The sequence below is a fragment of the Seongchinamella unica genome, assembly GCF_004354085.1.
Taxonomy (GTDB): Bacteria; Pseudomonadota; Gammaproteobacteria; order Pseudomonadales; family Halieaceae; genus Halioglobus; species Halioglobus unicus.
Window position 1 is genome coordinate 337,062 of record NZ_SMSE01000002.1, and the last position, 17,945, is coordinate 355,006.

General features: G+C 60.7%; 19 protein-coding genes. 15 read left to right on the plus strand and 4 right to left on the minus strand.

From position 1 onward, the window contains the following. Positions 1 to 4 precede the first annotated feature (4 nt). The 15 genes from E2F43_RS08615 to E2F43_RS08685 all read left to right on the plus strand — a co-directional run bounded on the left by E2F43_RS08615 (position 5) and on the right by E2F43_RS08685 (position 14,574). Positions 5 to 694: a class I SAM-dependent methyltransferase gene (locus E2F43_RS08615; RefSeq protein WP_133211695.1), complete on the plus strand. Its 690-nt coding sequence runs from the start codon at positions 5 to 7 to the stop codon at positions 692 to 694. 47 nt (positions 695 to 741) lie between these two features. Beyond that, complete coding sequence (gene accA / locus E2F43_RS08620; RefSeq protein WP_133211697.1) at positions 742 to 1,689, plus strand: acetyl-CoA carboxylase carboxyl transferase subunit alpha; 948 nt, start codon at positions 742 to 744, stop codon at positions 1,687 to 1,689. A 21-nt stretch (positions 1,690 to 1,710) separates the two neighbouring features. Further along, entirely contained in the window at positions 1,711 to 3,069 is a 1,359-nt protein-coding gene (gene tilS / locus E2F43_RS08625) for a tRNA lysidine(34) synthetase TilS (RefSeq protein ID WP_133211699.1), read from the plus strand. A gap of 119 nt (positions 3,070 to 3,188) precedes the next feature. Beyond that, complete coding sequence (locus tag E2F43_RS08630) at positions 3,189 to 4,829, plus strand: CTP synthase (protein ID WP_133211701.1); 1,641 nt, start codon at positions 3,189 to 3,191, stop codon at positions 4,827 to 4,829. Positions 4,830 to 4,854: 25 nt separating this feature from the next. Then, positions 4,855 to 5,706, plus strand: a complete 852-nt coding sequence (gene kdsA, locus E2F43_RS08635; protein WP_133211703.1) for a 3-deoxy-8-phosphooctulonate synthase — start codon at positions 4,855 to 4,857, stop codon at positions 5,704 to 5,706. A 20-nt stretch (positions 5,707 to 5,726) separates the two neighbouring features. Beyond that, the gene (eno, locus tag E2F43_RS08640; RefSeq protein ID WP_133211705.1) at positions 5,727 to 7,013 is read left to right on the plus strand and encodes a phosphopyruvate hydratase; all 1,287 of its coding nucleotides are present in this window, start codon (positions 5,727 to 5,729) and stop codon (positions 7,011 to 7,013) included. Positions 7,014 to 7,034: 21 nt separating this feature from the next. Continuing rightward, positions 7,035 to 7,331, plus strand: coding sequence for a septum formation initiator family protein (locus E2F43_RS08645; protein WP_238946883.1), 297 nt, complete (start codon positions 7,035 to 7,037; stop codon positions 7,329 to 7,331). Between the two features lie 17 nt (positions 7,332 to 7,348). After that, complete coding sequence (gene ispD, locus E2F43_RS08650) at positions 7,349 to 8,029, plus strand: 2-C-methyl-D-erythritol 4-phosphate cytidylyltransferase (protein WP_275259639.1); 681 nt, start codon at positions 7,349 to 7,351, stop codon at positions 8,027 to 8,029. Then, positions 8,020 to 8,499 (plus strand): 2-C-methyl-D-erythritol 2,4-cyclodiphosphate synthase, encoded by a 480-nt coding sequence (ispF, locus tag E2F43_RS08655; protein WP_133211711.1) that lies wholly within the window; start codon positions 8,020 to 8,022, stop codon positions 8,497 to 8,499. Before ispD ends, ispF begins: the two co-directional genes overlap by 10 nt. Beyond that, on the plus strand, positions 8,496 to 9,518 hold the full coding sequence (gene truD / locus E2F43_RS08660) for a tRNA pseudouridine(13) synthase TruD (RefSeq protein ID WP_133211713.1): 1,023 nt from the start codon (positions 8,496 to 8,498) through the stop codon (positions 9,516 to 9,518). The genes ispF and truD overlap by 4 nt, the downstream gene beginning before the upstream one ends. Positions 9,519 to 9,569: 51 nt before the next feature. After that, entirely contained in the window at positions 9,570 to 10,232 is a 663-nt protein-coding gene (locus E2F43_RS08665) for a protein-L-isoaspartate(D-aspartate) O-methyltransferase (RefSeq protein ID WP_133211715.1), read from the plus strand. Positions 10,233 to 10,234: 2 nt separating this feature from the next. Continuing rightward, entirely contained in the window at positions 10,235 to 11,155 is a 921-nt protein-coding gene (locus E2F43_RS08670; protein ID WP_133211717.1) for a DUF368 domain-containing protein, read from the plus strand. A 123-nt stretch (positions 11,156 to 11,278) separates the two neighbouring features. Further along, a complete protein-coding gene (locus E2F43_RS08675; protein WP_238946816.1) occupies positions 11,279 to 12,013 on the plus strand; it encodes a peptidoglycan DD-metalloendopeptidase family protein in 735 nt (244 codons plus the stop codon). Between the two features lie 225 nt (positions 12,014 to 12,238). Beyond that, positions 12,239 to 13,225, plus strand: coding sequence for an RNA polymerase sigma factor RpoS (gene rpoS, locus E2F43_RS08680; protein WP_133211719.1), 987 nt, complete (start codon positions 12,239 to 12,241; stop codon positions 13,223 to 13,225). Between the two features lie 137 nt (positions 13,226 to 13,362). Next, the gene (locus E2F43_RS08685) at positions 13,363 to 14,574 is read left to right on the plus strand and encodes a CaiB/BaiF CoA transferase family protein (protein WP_133211721.1); all 1,212 of its coding nucleotides are present in this window, start codon (positions 13,363 to 13,365) and stop codon (positions 14,572 to 14,574) included. A gap of 85 nt (positions 14,575 to 14,659) precedes the next feature. Here the strand turns inward: E2F43_RS08685 and E2F43_RS08690 are convergent, their stop codons facing one another. The 4 genes from E2F43_RS08690 to E2F43_RS08705 form a co-directional block, all read right to left on the minus strand. Continuing rightward, positions 14,660 to 15,628, minus strand: coding sequence for a c-type cytochrome (locus E2F43_RS08690; protein WP_133211723.1), 969 nt, complete (start codon positions 15,626 to 15,628; stop codon positions 14,660 to 14,662). Between the two features lie 161 nt (positions 15,629 to 15,789). Further along, entirely contained in the window at positions 15,790 to 16,563 is a 774-nt protein-coding gene (locus E2F43_RS08695; RefSeq protein WP_133211725.1) for a hypothetical protein, read from the minus strand. Positions 16,564 to 16,591: 28 nt separating this feature from the next. Further along, positions 16,592 to 16,753 (minus strand): YqaE/Pmp3 family membrane protein, encoded by a 162-nt coding sequence (locus tag E2F43_RS08700; protein ID WP_133211727.1) that lies wholly within the window; start codon positions 16,751 to 16,753, stop codon positions 16,592 to 16,594. A gap of 69 nt (positions 16,754 to 16,822) precedes the next feature. After that, positions 16,823 to 17,854, minus strand: coding sequence for an AraC family transcriptional regulator (locus tag E2F43_RS08705; protein ID WP_133211729.1), 1,032 nt, complete (start codon positions 17,852 to 17,854; stop codon positions 16,823 to 16,825). Positions 17,855 to 17,945: the final 91 nt, after the last annotated feature.

Sequence of the window (17,945 nt, forward strand, 5' to 3'; positions counted from 1 at the left end):
GCCCATGCCAACGCTACCTGAAAAACTTCAGGCCACACTCGGGGCCATTATTCCCGGCGCCCGGCTGCAGACGATGACATTGCCGGATGTGCCGGAACTCGAGCTGTTGCTGTTGTCGCCCGATTATCCCCAGGGAAGTCTCAGTGAAGCACAGATGCAACGGGTCATGAATAACCCCCTCTACTGGGTGTTTTGCTGGGCCTCCGGGCAGGTGCTGGCCCGGTACCTGCTGGATAATCCGGCCTGGGTCAGGGGCCGGCGGGTACTGGATTTCGGCTGTGGTTCGGGGGTGGTCGCCATCGCCGCTGCCCTGGCTGGCGCGCAGGAAGTGATTGCCTGCGATATTGATCCGCTGGCCCTTGAGGCGACCGGTATCAATGCCGGTCTCAACAAGGTCAGCTTGAGCCTGAGCGACGATTACTTCTCGGTGCCCGGCGAACTGGACGTGATCATCGTTGCCGATGTCCTGTACGACCGCGAGAACCTGCCCTGGCTGCAACGCTTTACCGAGCGGGCACCGCAGGTGTTGGTGGCCGATTCACGGGTGAAAGACTTCAACTTCCCTCCCTACACCCTGCTGGGCCAGCATGACAGCTGCACATTACCGGATCTCGATGAGTCGGCCGAGTTCCGGGATGTACGTCTCTATGTCGCCGACAGCACCGGCTATTCTGGCATTGGTGGAGCCTCCTGAATTTTTGTACACTGTGGCCTTGCCCGAATCCCGACATTGGATAGCTGATGAACCCCAACTACCTTGATTTTGAACAGCCCATCGCCGAACTCGAAGTGAAGATCGAGGAACTGCAGCTGGTGGGCTCGGACAATGAACTTAACATCAGTGAGGAAATCGAGACCCTGCGGCAAAAGAGCACCCGGCTCACCGAGAAGATATACGCCAATCTCAGTTCCTGGGACATCGTCAAGGTGGCGCGGCATCCGCTGCGGCCCTACACCCTGGACTATATCCCGCGCATTTTCTCCGAGTTCGACGAACTTCATGGCGATCGCCACTTTGGCGATGACAATGCCATCGTCGGCGGTATTGCCCGCCTCGAGGGACAACCGGTAATGGTCATCGGCCAGGAAAAGGGCAGGGCAGTCAAGGACAAGGTCTTGCGCAACTTCGGCATGCCCAAACCGGAGGGTTACCGCAAGGCACTGCGGCTGATGGAAATGGCAGAGCGTTTCAAGATGCCGGTAATTACCCTGATCGACACCCCGGGAGCCTACCCCGGTATTGACTCCGAGGAACGGGGGATCAGCGAATCTATCGCCCAGAACCTGGCGGTGATGTCCCGCCTCGCCACCCCCATTATCTGTGTCGTGATTGGCGAGGGTAGTTCCGGCGGTGCGCTGGGCATTGGTGTCGGCGATCACCTGGCCATGCTGCAGTACTCGACCTACTTTGTCATTTCCCCGGAGGGTTGCGCCAACATCATCTGGAAGGACTCGGCCAATGCACCCGATGCCGCAGAGGCCATGGGTGTGACCTCTTCCGTATTGCAGGAGCTGGGTATTGTCGACGCTACCATCCCCGAACCGCTGGGTGGCGCCCATCGCGACGTGGATCTTATGGCCGAACGGATCAAGGCCCATCTGCTGCAACAACTGCAGGGGCTGCAGCAACTCCCGCTGGAGGATTTGCTGGCCAAGCGCTACCAGCGGCTGATGTCCTACGGCAACTAGGCCCCGGCTCCGCACCGGATCATGGCCCAGGTCATCCGCCATACCCTGTTGGATGGACCGCTCGCCGATCACCTGCAGGCTTCCCACTGGTACGTGGCGTTCAGTGGGGGAGTCGATTCAACAGCACTGTTACAACTGCTCAACACCTGGTGCCGCGCTAACAGCGACGCGCCGCCGCTCACTGCCCTGCACGTCAATCATGGTATCCAGGAGGAGGCCACGGAGTGGGAAAACCACTGTGCCTGGATCTGCCGTTTTCTTGATGTTCCCTTTATCGCCCTGCACGCGGAGGTAGAAATCCGGCGGGGCAAGGGGCTGGAAGCGGCTGCCCGCGAGGCGCGATACGCGCTCTTAGAGGAAACCCTGGAGGAAGGGGAGCTGCTTTTTATGGGGCACCACCTTGACGACCAGGTGGAAACCTTTTTCCTGCGCCTGCTGCGCGGGGCCGGTGTGGAAGGGCTCGCGGCCATGCCCCGAGAGCGTCCGTTGGGACAGGCACGCTTGCTGCGCCCGCTGCTCGATATCAGCCGTTCGCAGCTGCAGGCCTATGTAAAGGCCCAGGGTTTACGCTGGATTGATGACCCATCCAATGCCGAGACCAGCCTGGACCGAAATTACCTGCGCAAGGAGGTGATGCCGCTGCTCGAGCAACGCTGGCCGGCCTATCGGCAAACCGTCAGTCGAGCCGCCGATCATCTGGCGGGAATATCAGCCGCGCGAGAGCAGGGGCTGTCGCTGCCCGAGCCCTGCGTCAGCACCCTGGGTGACCCGGGGCTGCCGCTGGACGCTCTGCTCGAGAGCAGCGACCATGACGCGGGGTTGCTCATCCGCAGCTGGCTGCGCAAGCTTGCCCTGCAGTTGCCCGACCAGTCACTGTTGGCCGAATTCCTGCGCCAGTTGCGCGAGGCGGCAACTGATGCCCGCCCCCTGCTGGATACCGGCAGCTACCGGCTGCAGCGCTATCGGGAGCATGTCTACCTGTTGCCGGGGGATAGTCCGCCACCGGACGAGGTGATCAACCTCGCCCCGGGAGAGACCCGGGATATCCCGGGCGTGGGGCGCGTCGCGTTGAGGCGCTGTGAGGGAGAGGGCATCTGGCTGGCGGCAGATGAGCTGTTGGAGCTGCGCTGGCGCAACGGCGGTGAACGGGTCCGGCTTGCCGGCGGCAAGCGCAGCAAACCGCTGAAGAAAGTGCTGCAGCAGGCCGCCGTGCCGCCGTGGTGGCGGGAGCGGGTACCGTTGCTCTACCTGGAGGAGGAGCTGGTCGCGGTCGGCGCCGCGGGTCCCTGCCGCAGCAGTCGCTGGGGTGCCGAGGGGCAGGACGCGGAGGCCCCCTGGGAGCTGGTCTGGGAGGCCACAAATACCGCTGTCTGTGATTGAGCTGCAGAGGGCTTTCTGTTACGCTGGCTTCCCATCTTTTCACAGGACTTCCATCGCCCCGTAGAGAGCGCAGTGGAGGTTTTGTGTATCCCGAAATACAGCGTATTTAAAGGCTTTTCATGACGCGTTATGTCTTCGTCACTGGTGGTGTGGTTTCCTCATTGGGTAAGGGCATCGCCGCGGCGTCCCTTGCCGCTGTGCTCGAAGCACGTGGCCTGAAAGTGACCCTGCTCAAGCTCGACCCCTACATCAACATCGACCCGGGTACCATGAGTCCGTTTCAGCACGGGGAGGTCTTTGTCACCGAAGACGGTGCCGAGACCGATCTGGACCTGGGGCATTATGAGCGTTTCACCCGCACCACGATGAAGCGCAGCAACAACTTCACCACAGGTCGGGTCTACAACGCTGTTCTGCGCAAGGAGCGACGGGGCGATTACCTGGGCGGTACAGTGCAGGTGATCCCTCACATTACCGACGAGATCAAGCGCCGGGTGGTGCTCGGGGCAGGCGATGCCGACATAGCTGTCATCGAAATAGGCGGTACCGTGGGCGATATCGAAGGCCTGCCGTTCCTGGAAGCCGCGCGTCAGTTGAAAGTGGAAATGGGGCCCAGCCGGGCGCTGCTGATGCACCTGACCCTGGTGCCTTATATCGCCACCGCCGGCGAGATAAAAACCAAGCCGACCCAACACTCGGTGAAAGAACTGCGTGCCCTGGGCCTGCAGCCCGACATCCTGCTGTGCCGCTGCTCGGTGGATATCGAGGAGAGTGCCCGCAAGAAGATCTCCCTGTTTACCAACGTCGAGGAACGGGCGGTCATTCCCCTGCAGGATGCCGACTCCATTTATCGCATTCCGGGCATGTTGCGTGGTTTCGGGCTGGACGACTTCGTGGTTGAGCGATTTGGTATCGACTGCCCGAAAGCAGATTTATCCGAGTGGGATGACGTGGTCGAGCGGGAATTCTGCGAGACTGCTGGCGAGGTGCGGGTTGCCATGGTCGGCAAGTACATGGACCTGCTGGACGCCTACAAATCGCTCAACGAGGCCCTGGCCCATGCCGGCCTGCAAACCCTGACTCACGTGCGGATCGATCACATCGACGCCGAGGAAATCGAAGAGAATGGCACTGGCGCGCTCGAGGGAGTTGACGCCATACTGGTGCCGGGCGGTTTTGGCGACAGGGGCATTGAAGGCAAGATCACCGCGGTGCGGTACGCCCGGGAAAACAATATACCGTTCCTCGGCATCTGCCTGGGTATGCACGTTGCGCTGGTGGAGTACGCCCGCAATGTGTGCGGCCTGGAAGGGGCCCATTCCACTGAAATGGACGCCGGCACAAAGCATCCGATTGTCGGCCTGATCACCGAGTGGCAGAACGCCGATGGCAGCACCGAACAACGGGATGAGTCATCGGACATGGGCGGCACCATGCGCCTGGGTGCGCAGCCCTGCCATCTGGAACCAGGCACCCGGGTGCGGGAGATCTACGGTGCCGATACCATTGAGGAACGTCACCGCCACCGCTACGAGGTGAACAACAATTATGTGGATCAATTGTGTGCAGCAGGCATGAAGATCGCCGGCTGGTCGGCCGACCGCTCCCTGGTGGAGATGGTCGAACTGCCGGACCATCCCTGGTTCGTGGCCTGCCAGTTCCACCCGGAGTTCACCTCCCGGCCACGGGGCGGGCATCCCCTGTTCACCAGCTATATCAAGGCCGCAATTGATCACGCCGCAGCCGGATCCACCGGCTGACCGGCTCCCGGAAAGAGGACAGGCCGTGACCGACCAGACCGTCACCCTCGGAGACATCCGATTCGACAACCGCGAACCCTTTGTGCTGTTGGGCGGGGTAAACGTGCTTGAAAGCCGCGATTTCGCCCTCTCGGTTGCCGAACACTACGTTAACGTATGCTCCGAGCTGGGCATTCCCTACGTCTTCAAGGCCTCCTATGACAAGGCCAATCGCTCCTCCATTCACTCTTTCCGGGGGCCGGGACTGGATGAGGGACTGTCCATCCTGGCGGAGGTAAAGTCGACGTTCGGTGTACCGGTGATTACCGATGTGCACACGCCACAGGAGGCGGCGCCAGCGGCTGAGGTTGCAGACATTATCCAGTTGCCGGCCTTTCTCGCCCGGCAAACCGACCTGGTGGCCGCCATGGCGGCGACGGGTTCGGTGATCAATATCAAGAAACCCCAGTTCCTCAGCCCCTCGCAAATGGCCAACGTGGTCGACAAGTTCGCCGAGTGCGGCAACACCCGCATACTGCTTTGCGAACGGGGCAGCAATTTCGGCTATGACAACCTGGTGGTCGATATGCTTGGCTTCGGCGTGATGAAGCAGGCCTGCGGCAACGCGCCGCTGGTGTTTGATGTCACCCACGCGCTGCAGTGCCGGGACCCGGGCGGTGCAGCCTCCGGCGGTCGTCGCGCCCAGGTGGCAGAGCTTGCCCGGGCGGGGATGGCCACCGGACTTGCCAGCCTGTTCCTGGAGGCGCATCCCGACCCCGACAACGCCAAGTGCGATGGCCCCAGCGCCTTGCCACTGGATCAGCTGGAACCCTTTCTTGCCCAGGTAAAGGCAGTGGACGATCTGGTGAAATCGCTGCCACCGCTGGAAATCGATTAGAAAATACGGAGCATTACCCTATGAGTAACATCGCAAACATTCAGGCCTTCGAGGTCATGGACTCCCGTGGTAATCCCACGGTCATGGCGGAAGTCACGCTTGATTCCGGCCAGGTTGGTTCCGCCTTTGCGCCTTCCGGAGCCTCTACCGGCTCACGCGAAGCCCTGGAATTGCGTGACGGTGACAGCGCACGCTATTTGGGTAAAGGCGTCCTCAACGCCGTAGCCAATGTCAATGGTCCTATCCGCGACCTGTTGCTGGGGACTGATGCCAGCGCCCAGCGCGACCTGGACCAGGCCATGATCGATGCCGATGGCACTGACAACAAGGCGAAGTTTGGCGCCAACGCCATTCTCGCGGTTTCCCTCGCGGCAGCCAGGGCCGCTGCCCAGGCCAGGGGCATCCCGCTGTACCAGCACATCGCCGAGGTCAACGGCAGCTCCGAATACAGCATGCCGGTGCCGATGATGAACATCCTCAATGGTGGCGAGCACGCCGATAATAATGTGGATATCCAGGAATTCATGATTCAGCCGGTATCCGCGCCCACCTTCGCCGAGGGCCTGCGCGCCGGTGCGGAAATTTTCCACCAGCTGAAAAAAGTCTTGTCTGCCCGCGGTCTCAACACGGCGGTGGGTGACGAGGGCGGGTTTGCACCCAATCTGCCGTCCAACGAGGCGGCGCTGGAAGCGATTGCCGAAGCCGTGGACAAGGCCGGTTACAAACTGGGTACCGACATCACTCTGGCGCTGGACTGTGCCGCATCGGAATTTTATAACAACGGCGTGTATGACCTTGCGGGTGAGGGCAAGCAGTTCTCCAGCGAGGCTTTCTGCGACTATCTCGCCGACCTGGCCGCAAGCCACCCCATCATCTCTATTGAGGATGGCCTGGACGAATCGGACTGGGATGGCTGGAAGCTGCTGACGGACAAGATAGGCGACAAGGTGCAACTGGTGGGGGACGACCTGTTCGTGACCAACACCAGGATCCTCAAGCAGGGTATCGATATGGGTGTGGCCAACTCCATCCTGATCAAGTTCAACCAGATCGGCAGCCTGACCGAGACCCTGGATGCAATTGCCATGGCCAAGGCCGCTGGTTACACCGCGGTAATTTCCCACCGCTCTGGCGAGACCGAGGACACCACGATCGCCGACCTGGCCGTCGCCACCGCCGCCGGACAGATCAAGACCGGCTCACTGTGTCGCTCCGATCGAGTCGCCAAGTACAATCGCCTGCTGCGCATCGAAGCTGAACTGGCGGGTAAGGCGCCGTACCGCGGTATCGCGGAATTCAAGCGCTAGGGCGCAGCACGCTTGCGCTGGGTGCTGGGGGTCCTGCTGGTCCTGTTGGTGGTTCTGCAGTATCGCCTGTGGATTGCCGAGGGCAGTATTGCCGAGCAGCAGCGGCTCAAGGCCCAGGTCGAGGAATTCACCCGGGTCAATGCTGAGTTGGAGTCCCGCAATGCCGTGCTGGAGCGGGAAGTGCTGGAGTTGCAATCGGGCAATGCCGGGGTCGAGCAACGGGCCCGCGAGCAGTTGATCCTGGTTCGCGAGGGCGAGGTCTTCTACCAGATCGAGGATAGCGATGCCCCGCCCGTGAAGTCGGGTAAAGCCGAGTGAATGCCAGCTTGCACGGGGTGATTCCCGCTGCCGGGACAGGTTCGCGCATGGCAGCTGACAGGCCGAAGCAGTATCTGCAAATAGGCGGTCATACGCTGCTGGAAATCAGCGCGCAAACGCTGCTTCGTGTCCCCGGCATGGCCTCCCTGACCATTGCCCTGCATCCGCAAGACGATCGGGCGCGGGGGCTTCCACTGCTGCAGGACCCGAGAATCCGCTTTACCGTTGGCGGTGAGGAACGGGCTGATTCAGTGCTGGCTGCGTTGCTGGCGATCACGGGTACTGAGGACGACTGGGTGCTGGTTCACGATGCCGCCCGGCCCGGTTTGCCCCTAGCCGCTGCGCAGCGGTTGATTGAGCGCGTGCTGGCCGCAGGCCGGGGCGGTATCCTGGCGCTGCCGTTGGTCGACACGATCAAGCGGGCCGATCGCGAGGGCCTTATCGAGGCAACCCTCGAGCGCGACCGGCTCTGGCGGGCCCAGACGCCGCAGATGTTTCGCCTGGGGGAGTTAACAGCGGCCCTGCAGCAGGCGGCCGCCAGCGGGCAGGGTGTGACGGACGAAGCGTCGGCCATGGAACTGGCCGGCCACCCGGTGCAGTTGGTGCCCGGTTCCCCCGCTAACCTGAAAGTGACACTGCCTGAGGACCTGGCCCTGGCGGCCTGGTATCTGGGCGCGAAGGAGGGCGTATGCGAGTAGGTCACGGTTATGACGTACATCGCTTTGAAGCGGGCAGCGATGTGGTACTGGGGGGCGTGAGAATTCCTCACCATCAAGGCCTCGCCGCGCACTCGGACGGCGATGTGCTGATTCATGCGGTTTGCGATGCACTGCTGGGGGCGATAGCCGCCGGCGACATCGGTCGTCACTTTCCGGACGATGACCCCGCCAATGAGAACATCAACAGCCGCCTGCTGCTGCGCCGGGTGATGGAGCTGGTCGGGCAGGCCGGTTATGCGCTGGCCAACCTGGACGCGACCCTGATTGCCCAGGCTCCCAAAATGGCTCCGCATATCGACCGGATGCGGGCCAACCTGGCGGCAGACCTGGCCGCGGATATTGACCGCGTCAACGTCAAGGCGACAACCACCGAAAAGCTGGGATTCACCGGTCGCGGAGAGGGAATTGCTGCACACGCCGTGGTGTTGCTGGAAACAACCGGCGCATGAGCGATACCCGGCCATGCGCCTTCGGCGGGCCTGTTGCCGAGGGGCGCTTACGCTCTGTCCCTGAGGATTTCCGGGTCTACGAGGAACTGGGTTTTGAGCCCGACGGCGAGGGCGAGCATGTGTTCCTGCAATTGGAGAAAACCGGGCTTAACACCAATGACCTGGCCCGGCGAATTTCTTCCCTGAGCGGCATTCATCCGCGGGATATCAGCTTCAGCGGCATGAAAGATCGCAATGCGGTGACCCGGCAGTGGTTCAGTGTGCGCATGGCGGGTAAGGCCGAACCCGACTGGAGTGAACTTGGCGGGACGGGCGATGTGGTCGTGTTGCAGGTGCACCGACATCGCCGCAAACTCAAGCGCGGTGTCCACAAAGCTAATCGCTTTCGCCTGGCGCTGCAGGCGCTTAGCGGTGATCGCGACGCTATTGAGCAACGGCTGCAGACCATCCAGTCCCTCGGCGCGCCCAACTATTTTGGTGAACAGCGCTTTGGCCACGGCGGATCAAACCTGGTGCAGGCACTGCGCTGGATAGATACCGGTGGGCGGCGACTGTCGCGAAACAAGCGCAGCCTTTACCTGTCAGTGCTAAGGGCCCAGTTGTTTAACCTGCAGCTGGCGGATCGGGTCCGCAGCGGGGACTGGAACCAGGTGCTGGCCGGAGATACCTGCATACTGGCCGGTACCCACAGTCAGTTTTTTTGTGCCGAACCGGATGCAGAAATAGCCAGCCGCTGCGCCGCGGTCGACCTGCACCCGGCGCTGTCCCTGTGGGGGCGTGGTGTCGAGACGCTGGTGGGAGAGGCGCAGGATAGGCGGCTGCAGGCGATCGGCGAATATCGCAACGCGGCTGATTTTTTGCTCGATCAGGGGCTGGAACTGGATTGGCGAGCGAGCCGCCTTGTCCCTGATGACTTTTGCTGGCAGTTTTGTGATGATGGCAGCCTGCAACTGGAGTTCCGTCTCGGTGCCGGCAGTTTTGCCACGGCGCTGTTGGCAGAGTTTGTCCGGTATGCGTAGGGCAGCGCTATCAAAAAATAAAATGGGGATGTTTTTGGAGTGGTAACGGGAGTGAGCAGGGTAGACCTCAACGGTATCGGCATGACGTCACAACGCACCCGGGAGCGTTTGATCCAGCGTCTGCTCGATCGGGGAATCGATAACCAGGAGGTGCTCGACGTTATCCGCATGACCCCCCGCCACCTGTTTCTGGACGAGGCCATGGCCCACCGGGCTTACGAGGATGTCGCCCTGCCTATCGGTTTTCAGCAAACCCTGTCCCAGCCTTATATTGTCGCCCGCATGACAGAACTGCTGCTGGCGGGCGGTACGCCCGAGCGCGTGCTGGAAATTGGCACCGGCTCCGGCTACCAGACGGCCATCCTTGCCCAGCTGGTGGGGGAGGTCTATAGCGTGGAGCGAATAAAGCCGCTGCAGCAAAAGGCCCGCCAGCGGATGCGCCAGCTCAAGCTGCGCAATGTACATATGAATCACGCCGATGGCGGCATGGGGTGGGTGGAGCGAGGGCCCTTTGACGGTATCCTCGCCGCCGCCGCGCCAGAACGCATTCCCCAGGGCTTGCTGGAGCAGTTGGCGCCCGGTGGCAGGCTGGTGATCCCCGTGGGAGGAGATACCCAGCACCTGCACGTCGTTGATCGCACTCACGAGGGGTTTGAAACCACGGTGGTCGAGGCGGTGCATTTCGTACCGCTGCGCCCGGGAACGGTGCGCTAGCGTTGACCTCTCTCGGCATTTACCTGCGCGGTATGCTGATGGGCGCCGCCGATATCGTCCCCGGTGTGTCCGGCGGCACCATGGCATTTATCACCGGAATTTACGACACGCTGCTGACCAGCATCCGCTCGGTTGACCTGGAGTTTGTGCGCCTCGTGCTTAAACTCGACGTGCGCGGAGCCTGGGAGCACATCAACGGCGGTTTCCTGCTGGCATTATTGGCCGGTATCGTCACCAGTATTGCGACCCTGGCCCGGCTGATTTCCTGGCTGCTTGAATATCACCCCGTACCCCTGTGGGCATTTTTCTTCGGCTTGATCCTCGCCTCGGCGCTGGTGCTGCTGCGCCAGGTCAGGGGTTGGAATCCCGCCCGCGGCCTTTGCCTGCTGGCGGGAGTGAGTGTGGCAGCGACGATCGCCCTGGCGCCGGTGGTCAATATGCACTTTGGCCTCGCCGGAGTCTTTCTCTCCGGTTTCCTGGCGATTTGCGCGATGATACTGCCGGGTATCTCCGGCAGTTTCATTCTGGTGCTGCTGGGTATGTATGGCACGGTGCTGGCCGCCGTCAATTCGTTTGACCTGGTGTTCCTGGCAGTGCTGGCCGCAGGAGCGATCGCGGGGTTGTTATGCTTCTCCCGGCTCCTGCACTTCCTGCTTCACCGGTTTCATGAGGGCACCATGGCACTGTTGACCGGTTTTCTGTTTGGCTCACTGCTGGTGGTGTGGCCCTGGAAACAGGTGCTGGCCTGGGTAGCGGGCAGCCACGGGCAACTCAAGCCGGCACAACAGCTGCCGGTGGGGCCGGTCGAGTTTACCGCGCTGACCGGGGAGCCTGCCCAGGTGCCCCTGTGCCTGGGTTTGATGTTACTGGGCTTTTTCCTCGTCTGGGTGATCAACGTCCGCTGGGGCGATCCCGCCACCTGACCGGTGCGGTTAACTGTCCGCCGCGGCGGGCCTGGCAAAGGAGAGTACGCTATCAGGGCGGTAATCTGCAGTTTACTGCTACTGTGCCTGGTTGTTGCTTGCGGCGGCAACCCGCCGGCTCCCGTGGAGGACCGCCACTCCCGCAGCACCCCCCAGTCCCCTGGTAGCGGCTACACCGTGCAGCGCGGCGACACGCTGTACTCCATTGCTTTCCGCTACGGCCTGGATTACCGGCGCCTGGCCGCGGGTAACGGTATCGCGCCGCCGTATACGATTTATCCCGGCCAGCGCCTGCAATTGCGGGAAGTGGATCCCCCGGTGCGCACCGCCAGTGCCAGCAATACCCGATCCGGGGCAGGGGCCGCGCTCCCCGGCGTTCCCCAACCGGCTCCCACGCCGGCAAAAACCCCGGTTGTCACCAAACCGTCATCAAAACCTGCTACAACAGATAGCGCCACCCGGACAGTCGCTGCGGCGCCGACCGGTGGTCCGGTGAAGACCTGGCGCTGGCCCACCGTCGGCAAGGTTATTCGCGGTTATTCATCGACGGTGCACAAAGGTATTGATATCAGTGGCAGGTCCGGCGACCCGGTCGAGGCCGTCGCAGCGGGCCAGGTGGTGTACGCCGGTACCGGCATCGTCGGCCTGGGAGAACTCATCATCATCAAGCACAACGATGTTTACCTCAGTGCCTATGGCCACAACAGTCGTCTGTTGGTCGCGGAAGGGACCACCGTTAAGGCCGGGCAGAAGATCGCTGAAAAGGGCAATACGGGTACCGACAAGGTGCAACTGCATTTCGAAATTCGCAAGGAGGGCAAGCCCATCGACCCTCTCCGGGTGTTGCCCCGACGTTGATCCGGGCGGCAACAGTGGTCTTTGAAGGGGCGGTTTCGTGGAGAAGTTAGCCAATGCAATTATTTGCATAGCACCTTGTAATTGATCTTCAGGTTGGGTTAGTCTGATCGGCCCGGCGGGAAATACTCTCAATACCACTACAAAAAACGAGGTATAGCCATGGATCTGGATAGCGCAACCAGCCCGAAACGGAGTTCGGACAAGGGACGGGTAACAGGGGCAGCAATGAAGACGAAAGCCAAAAGCTGTAGCCGCAGTGAGCCGGATGCGGCAGCAGGGAAAAAAGCGGCCAACCCGGCAGAGGATAGCGCAGCCCAGGCGGAAGCAGCCCGCTTCGACCAGGCCAAGGCGCGCACAGCCACCGTCCGAAAAGTCGAGAAGTCGCTGGATGTCACCCAACTCTACCTGAACGAAATCGGTTATTCCCCGCTGCTCACCGCAGACGAGGAAAAGCACTATGCCCGTCTCGCCATCAAGGGCGATGAGGAAGGGCGTAAGCGGATGATTGAAAGCAACCTGCGACTGGTTGTGAAGATATCACGCCGTTACATCAATCGCGGCCTGACCCTGCTGGACCTCATCGAGGAAGGTAACCTCGGACTGATCCGGGCGGTGGAAAAATTCGATCCCGAGCGGGGTTTTCGCTTCTCCACCTATGCTACCTGGTGGATCCGCCAGACCATTGAGCGGGCCATCATGAACCAGACCCGCACAATTCGCCTGCCGATTCACGTGGTCAAGGAACTCAACGTATACCTTCGTGCCGCCCGCGAGCTGACCCAGAAACTGGATCATGAACCCACTGCGGAAGAAATCGCTGACATGCTGGATAAACCGGCGGCGGACGTGAAACGCCTGCTGGGATTGAACGAGCGGGTGACATCGGTAGATACACCGGTAGGTCCCGATTCTGACAAGGCGGTGGTCGACACCATAGCCGACAGTCACGAAACCGATCCTTCGCAACTGCTCCAGGATTCAGATATCCGGGACAGTATCTCGTCCTGGCTGGATGAGTTGTCAGAGAAGCAGCGGGAAGTGGTCTCCCGTCGCTTTGGCCTGCGAGGTTACGAAAGCAGCACCCTGGAGGAGGTGGGGCGCGAGATAGGCCTGACCCGTGAACGCGTTCGCCAGATCCAGGTCGAAGCGCTCAAGCGACTCAGGGTCATTATGGAAACTCAGGGCCTCAGTGGAGAGTCGCTGTTCAACTGAGACCAGCTCCCCGGATTGATCAAGGTCGCCAGCAGGGTGGCCTTTTTTGTATCATCCCGGACAACCTGCTGCTGTGGCAAAGCCCCTGGCAGTCCGGGTAACTCCCACCTTCTGTCTATAGCCTGATGGAGATAATAATGTCCGACGGACAACGACCCCTGGAGGGAATCAGGGTTATCGAAATGGGGCAACTGCTGGCGGGCCCCTTCACCGGCACTATCCTGTCCTACTTCGGCGCCGAGGTTATCAAGATCGAACCCCCCGGGGGCGACCCGATTCGCGGTTGGCGCCTGCTGGACGAGGAAGGTACCTCCTTCTGGTGGCGTAGCCTGGGTCGCAATAAAAAGAGCGTCACCCTGGATCTCAAGTCCGGGCGCGGACAGCAGCTGGCCAGGGACCTGGTCAAGACCGCCGATGTGGTAGTGGAAAACTTCCGCCCCGGGCTTTTGGAATCCTGGGGCATGGGTCCCGAGGAGCTGAAGTCCGACAATCCCGGCCTGATCTACGCCCGTATCTCTGGTTACGGCCAGTACGGCCCCTACGCCGACAAGCCCGGCTATGCGTCGGTGACCGAGGCTTTTGGAGGCTTCCGCTATATTAACGGCGAACCGGGGAAGCCGCCGATCCGGACCAATATCAGCCTGGGCGATACCCTCGCCGCCATCCACGCCGCCCTGGGCGTGGCGCTGGCCATTATCCAGCGCAGCAAGCCGGGCGGCAGCGGCCAGGTGATCGACGTGGCCCTGTATGAATCCATCTACAACCTGATGGAAGCGATGGTGCCTGAATACGACGCTACCGGAGCGATCCGAGAGCCCTCCGGAACCACGGTCACCGGTATTGTGCCCACCAATACCTACCTCTGTGATGACGGCAAGCATGTGGTGATTGGCGGCAACGGCGACTCTATCTTCAGGCGGCTGATGAACGTCGCCGGCCGCTCAGATATGGCGGAAAACCCGGAGATGGCTGACAACGCCGGACGTGTGGTCCACCAGCAGGCAATCGACAGGGCGTTGGCGGACTGGTGCGCCGCCCATTCCTCTACTCATGTCATTGCCATGCTAGAAGAGGCCAGGGTGCCCGTCGGCCCCATCTACAGTGTTGCCGACATGATGCAAGACGAGCACTACACCGCCCGAGGCATGTTCGAGAGGGTGGAGATAAATGGGGAGCCACTGAAGATTCCGGCCATTCTGCCCAAGCTGTCGGAAACACCCGGCAGGACAGACTGGCCGGGGGGTGAAGTTGGCAGCCATAACGAGGAAGTGCTGAAAGGGATACTGGCCCTGGGAGACGACGAACTGGAAGACCTGGCGGCAATGGGGGTTATCGGCGGCCAGGCCTGACGAATGCGCGGGTTCCATTATATTGATGGTGAAACTCTCACATTTCCCGCTGGCCAGAAGTGTCAGGGATACCCGGATGCCCCTGCTATTGCTCGAAATCCGGATTTTTCCAGCCGGGCGGCGCGCGGTACTCCTCATTCGGTTGCAGCCGGGAAGCGTAGTCGAGAACAGCTTCCATCTCGTCCTCGTCAAGTGCCATGCTGAGGGCTGTCATCTCCTCGCTGGCATTGCGGCGGGCGCCTTCGCGCAGCCATTTGAACTGGCGAACCATGTATTTGTAGTGCTGCGCCTGGAGGCGCGGAATGAGGTCATCATTGCTGCCTTCGCCGTTTTCCCCATGGCATTCGAGGCAGTGCTCCCGATACAGTTTCTCCCCCAGGGCGAGGTTTTCGCCTGAGCCAACACCATTCTCGACGCTCATCTCAAGGGTGGAAATATACTCGGCCACATCCGCAACCGCCTGGGCACCACCGATGCTTTCCACGGTCGCATAGGGCACCATCAGCACTGCGTCCCGGTTACCAGCGCGAAAATCGGCAAGCTGTTTGATGATGACGGTCCGGTGCTGGCCGGCTATCTGGGGAACGCTGCCGGTGGTCCGTCCCCATCCTTCAGGCTCGTGACAGGCGGCACACTCGCGATAAATAGCAAGGCCGTTGGCCGCGTCCGGGGTCAGGCTGAGCGCCTGGTCGTACTCTTTTTTAGCCTTGGCCAGCAGTTCTCTCTGGCTTGGCGCGGCAACTCTCACAACGTATGTCTTGGAGAGGTTGAGAGAGTCGAAGCAGTACTGCAGCGCACGCCTGGCTCGCACCTCGTCGCCCATTTTGTTCAGCTTGACCGCGGAATTTCTCTGCGCGAGACAGGATTCCAGTGACTGCTGCAAGGCATGCGTGGGATTGTTTTTCAGGGCAAAGTCGACCTGATCAAGTTCGTCCTGAAAGATGTTCCCCATCGCCGGGAGGGCTATCAGGGTGGACAGTGCGGATGCTGCTAAAATCAACCTGGATGATTTGCGTCGCATGATGATGCCTTGCTGGCCTAAAAGCCCTTTCATGCTAGTTCAGTGTTTACTGGGTTGCAATTGATTGACCTCAAGGAATTTTGCTTTCAGCGCAAGTGATAAAGCCCTGACACTGACCGTTGCAGGTTTCGCCGTGCCGACAGTGGGCTATGGACGACCCTACCGGGCTGCTACCGAAAGCCTGGCGGGGTTCCCTATGCGGAGGGTTCCTGGCCGGGTAAGGGCAGGTCGGATTTGATGGGAAAGCCCATCAGCGGCCCTATACCTTCCTCGCCGCGGACATGTTGAATGATGCGGTACAGCAGGCCCGCCGCAGAGCCGTTGAGCAGGGCGTCGGCAATCATATCGTCGGTATCGACGGCTTGCGCCGTTTTCAGCAGTTTGCCGAAGGTATGGGCAAAGGTTTCCGAGTGACGCCGGCGAACAGCGGTGCCGAAAAAAATCTCGCACAGCTTATCCATGTCTTCCCGGTAATTGACCGCCACCGCAATCATTTTGCGAATAAAGAATGAATTGTCGCCGGTGGCTGCGCGGTGCCTCTGTTCGGTAAATTCTTCCCCGGTGATTTCTCCCGTGCCGGTGGGACCGCAAACAGACATGTAGTGAAAGGCCGCGATCGCACCCAGTTGATCCTGTACCAGGTCGTGCAGTTTAAAATAGGAATCACGCTGGGAGTGCACTTCAAGCCGTCGGGCGCTCTGTTCCTGGATGGATATGGCCCGGGTGTTGGCGGATATCTCCTTTTGCTGCATAAAGTGGCCGATGACCAGCCAGAGAAAGGCCAGCGGGGCAAATGCACCCTCCAGGAAGCTACCGATATCGGCGGTCGGCAGGTGCACGAAACTGTCCAGACCAACGATCGACACCAGGTAGACCAGGCCGGCGCTGATCCAGATGAGAGTAACCGCAAGGCCAAAAGCGACCCGCCAGTCCATACCCAGCAGGCCCGCCTGCTTGCCGTCAGTCATAATGACAGAACCCTTGCAACGATCTGATCTACAACACCGTCAGCCAGATGGCATGCAGTACACCGGGCAGCCACATCAGCAGGCAGAGAACGATATTGATTACCAGGTCTGAACCGGCGCCCTTTTTCAGGTAGACCGCCAGCGGTGGCAGCAGGATGGAAACGATCAGTGCAACCAGTTTATTGTCCATTTTATTGGTGTCCTTCGGTCTTTCAAAAAGCGGGGCTTGGTCGTTACTGCAGTGACGCCCCGTCCTATCCTAATTCATTAGTGCCTGTTTGCGGTAGTCCGCAGGGGGCATACCATACCAACGCCTGAACGCCCGGCGGAAATTGGCACTGTCATGGTAACCGAGTAAAAGGGCCACGGACTCGATACTCAGGCCGGGTTCCCCAAGGTGGCGAACTGCCAGTTCAGATAGCAGTTGCTCGGTGACTTCCCGGTAGCCGGTGCCCTCTTTATTCAACCGCCTCGCCAATGTGCGCTTGGATACGTAAAGGGATTTCGCCACATCCGCTTCAGTGACACTACCCAATGGCTGCGCCAGCAGGAAACGTCGCACCCTGTTGGTCATGGCCGTGGCTGCGATCGGGGTTTCCTCCAGCATTTGGGCACACAGCCTGCGAGCGATGGCGTAGGATGCTGCGTCCCCTGAAGGATTGCTCTCACCGGCCAGCGAGCGGGGAATCAGCAGGCAGTCTTCCGGCTGCTCAAATTTGATCATTGACTGGAGGTATTGCCCATACGCCCGGTAATAGGCCGGTCGTGGGAAGTGAAAACAGAACAGGGCTTCGGTGAGTGTGCGGCCCAGAAATGCCTCCACCAGTGATTGCAGGGCCATGGCAAAGCACTCAGTCAACATACGGGTCTCGCTGGAGTCCTGCTGCAAGGTGATCCGTAACTCGCATCTGAGCCACGATCCATCTTCATTGATGTCCAGCTGGGCGAAGGGTATGCGCAGTGGCAGGAAGTCCCGCAGGGATTGCAGGGCGGTCAACAGATCAGGGCTCGATAGTGCCAGGTAGCCGATGGGGCCGTGAGATGCAGGCTTGAGTTGCCTGCCGATGCGCAATCCCAGCTCTGGTGCCCCGGCGATGGTACGCGCGTTGCGCAGCACCTGGACCTGTTGCCTGCCGGTCAGCCGGCTCTCATCCCCGGCCAGCAGTACGTCCACCGGCAAGTCAGTGCCAGCGAGCAGGCGTGGCAGGTCCCGTTCCTGGAGACCCAGTTCACGGGCAATAATGCGGGAGTAACTGCTGGGGATAAAGTCATGGTCACGATGCGCGCTCATTGGCACATTGTCATTAAATGACCCTTTTTAGTCAATAAATGACCTCCCATTGCTATTGGCCTGCACTAAACTGGATGGCGTGCAAAAAAAG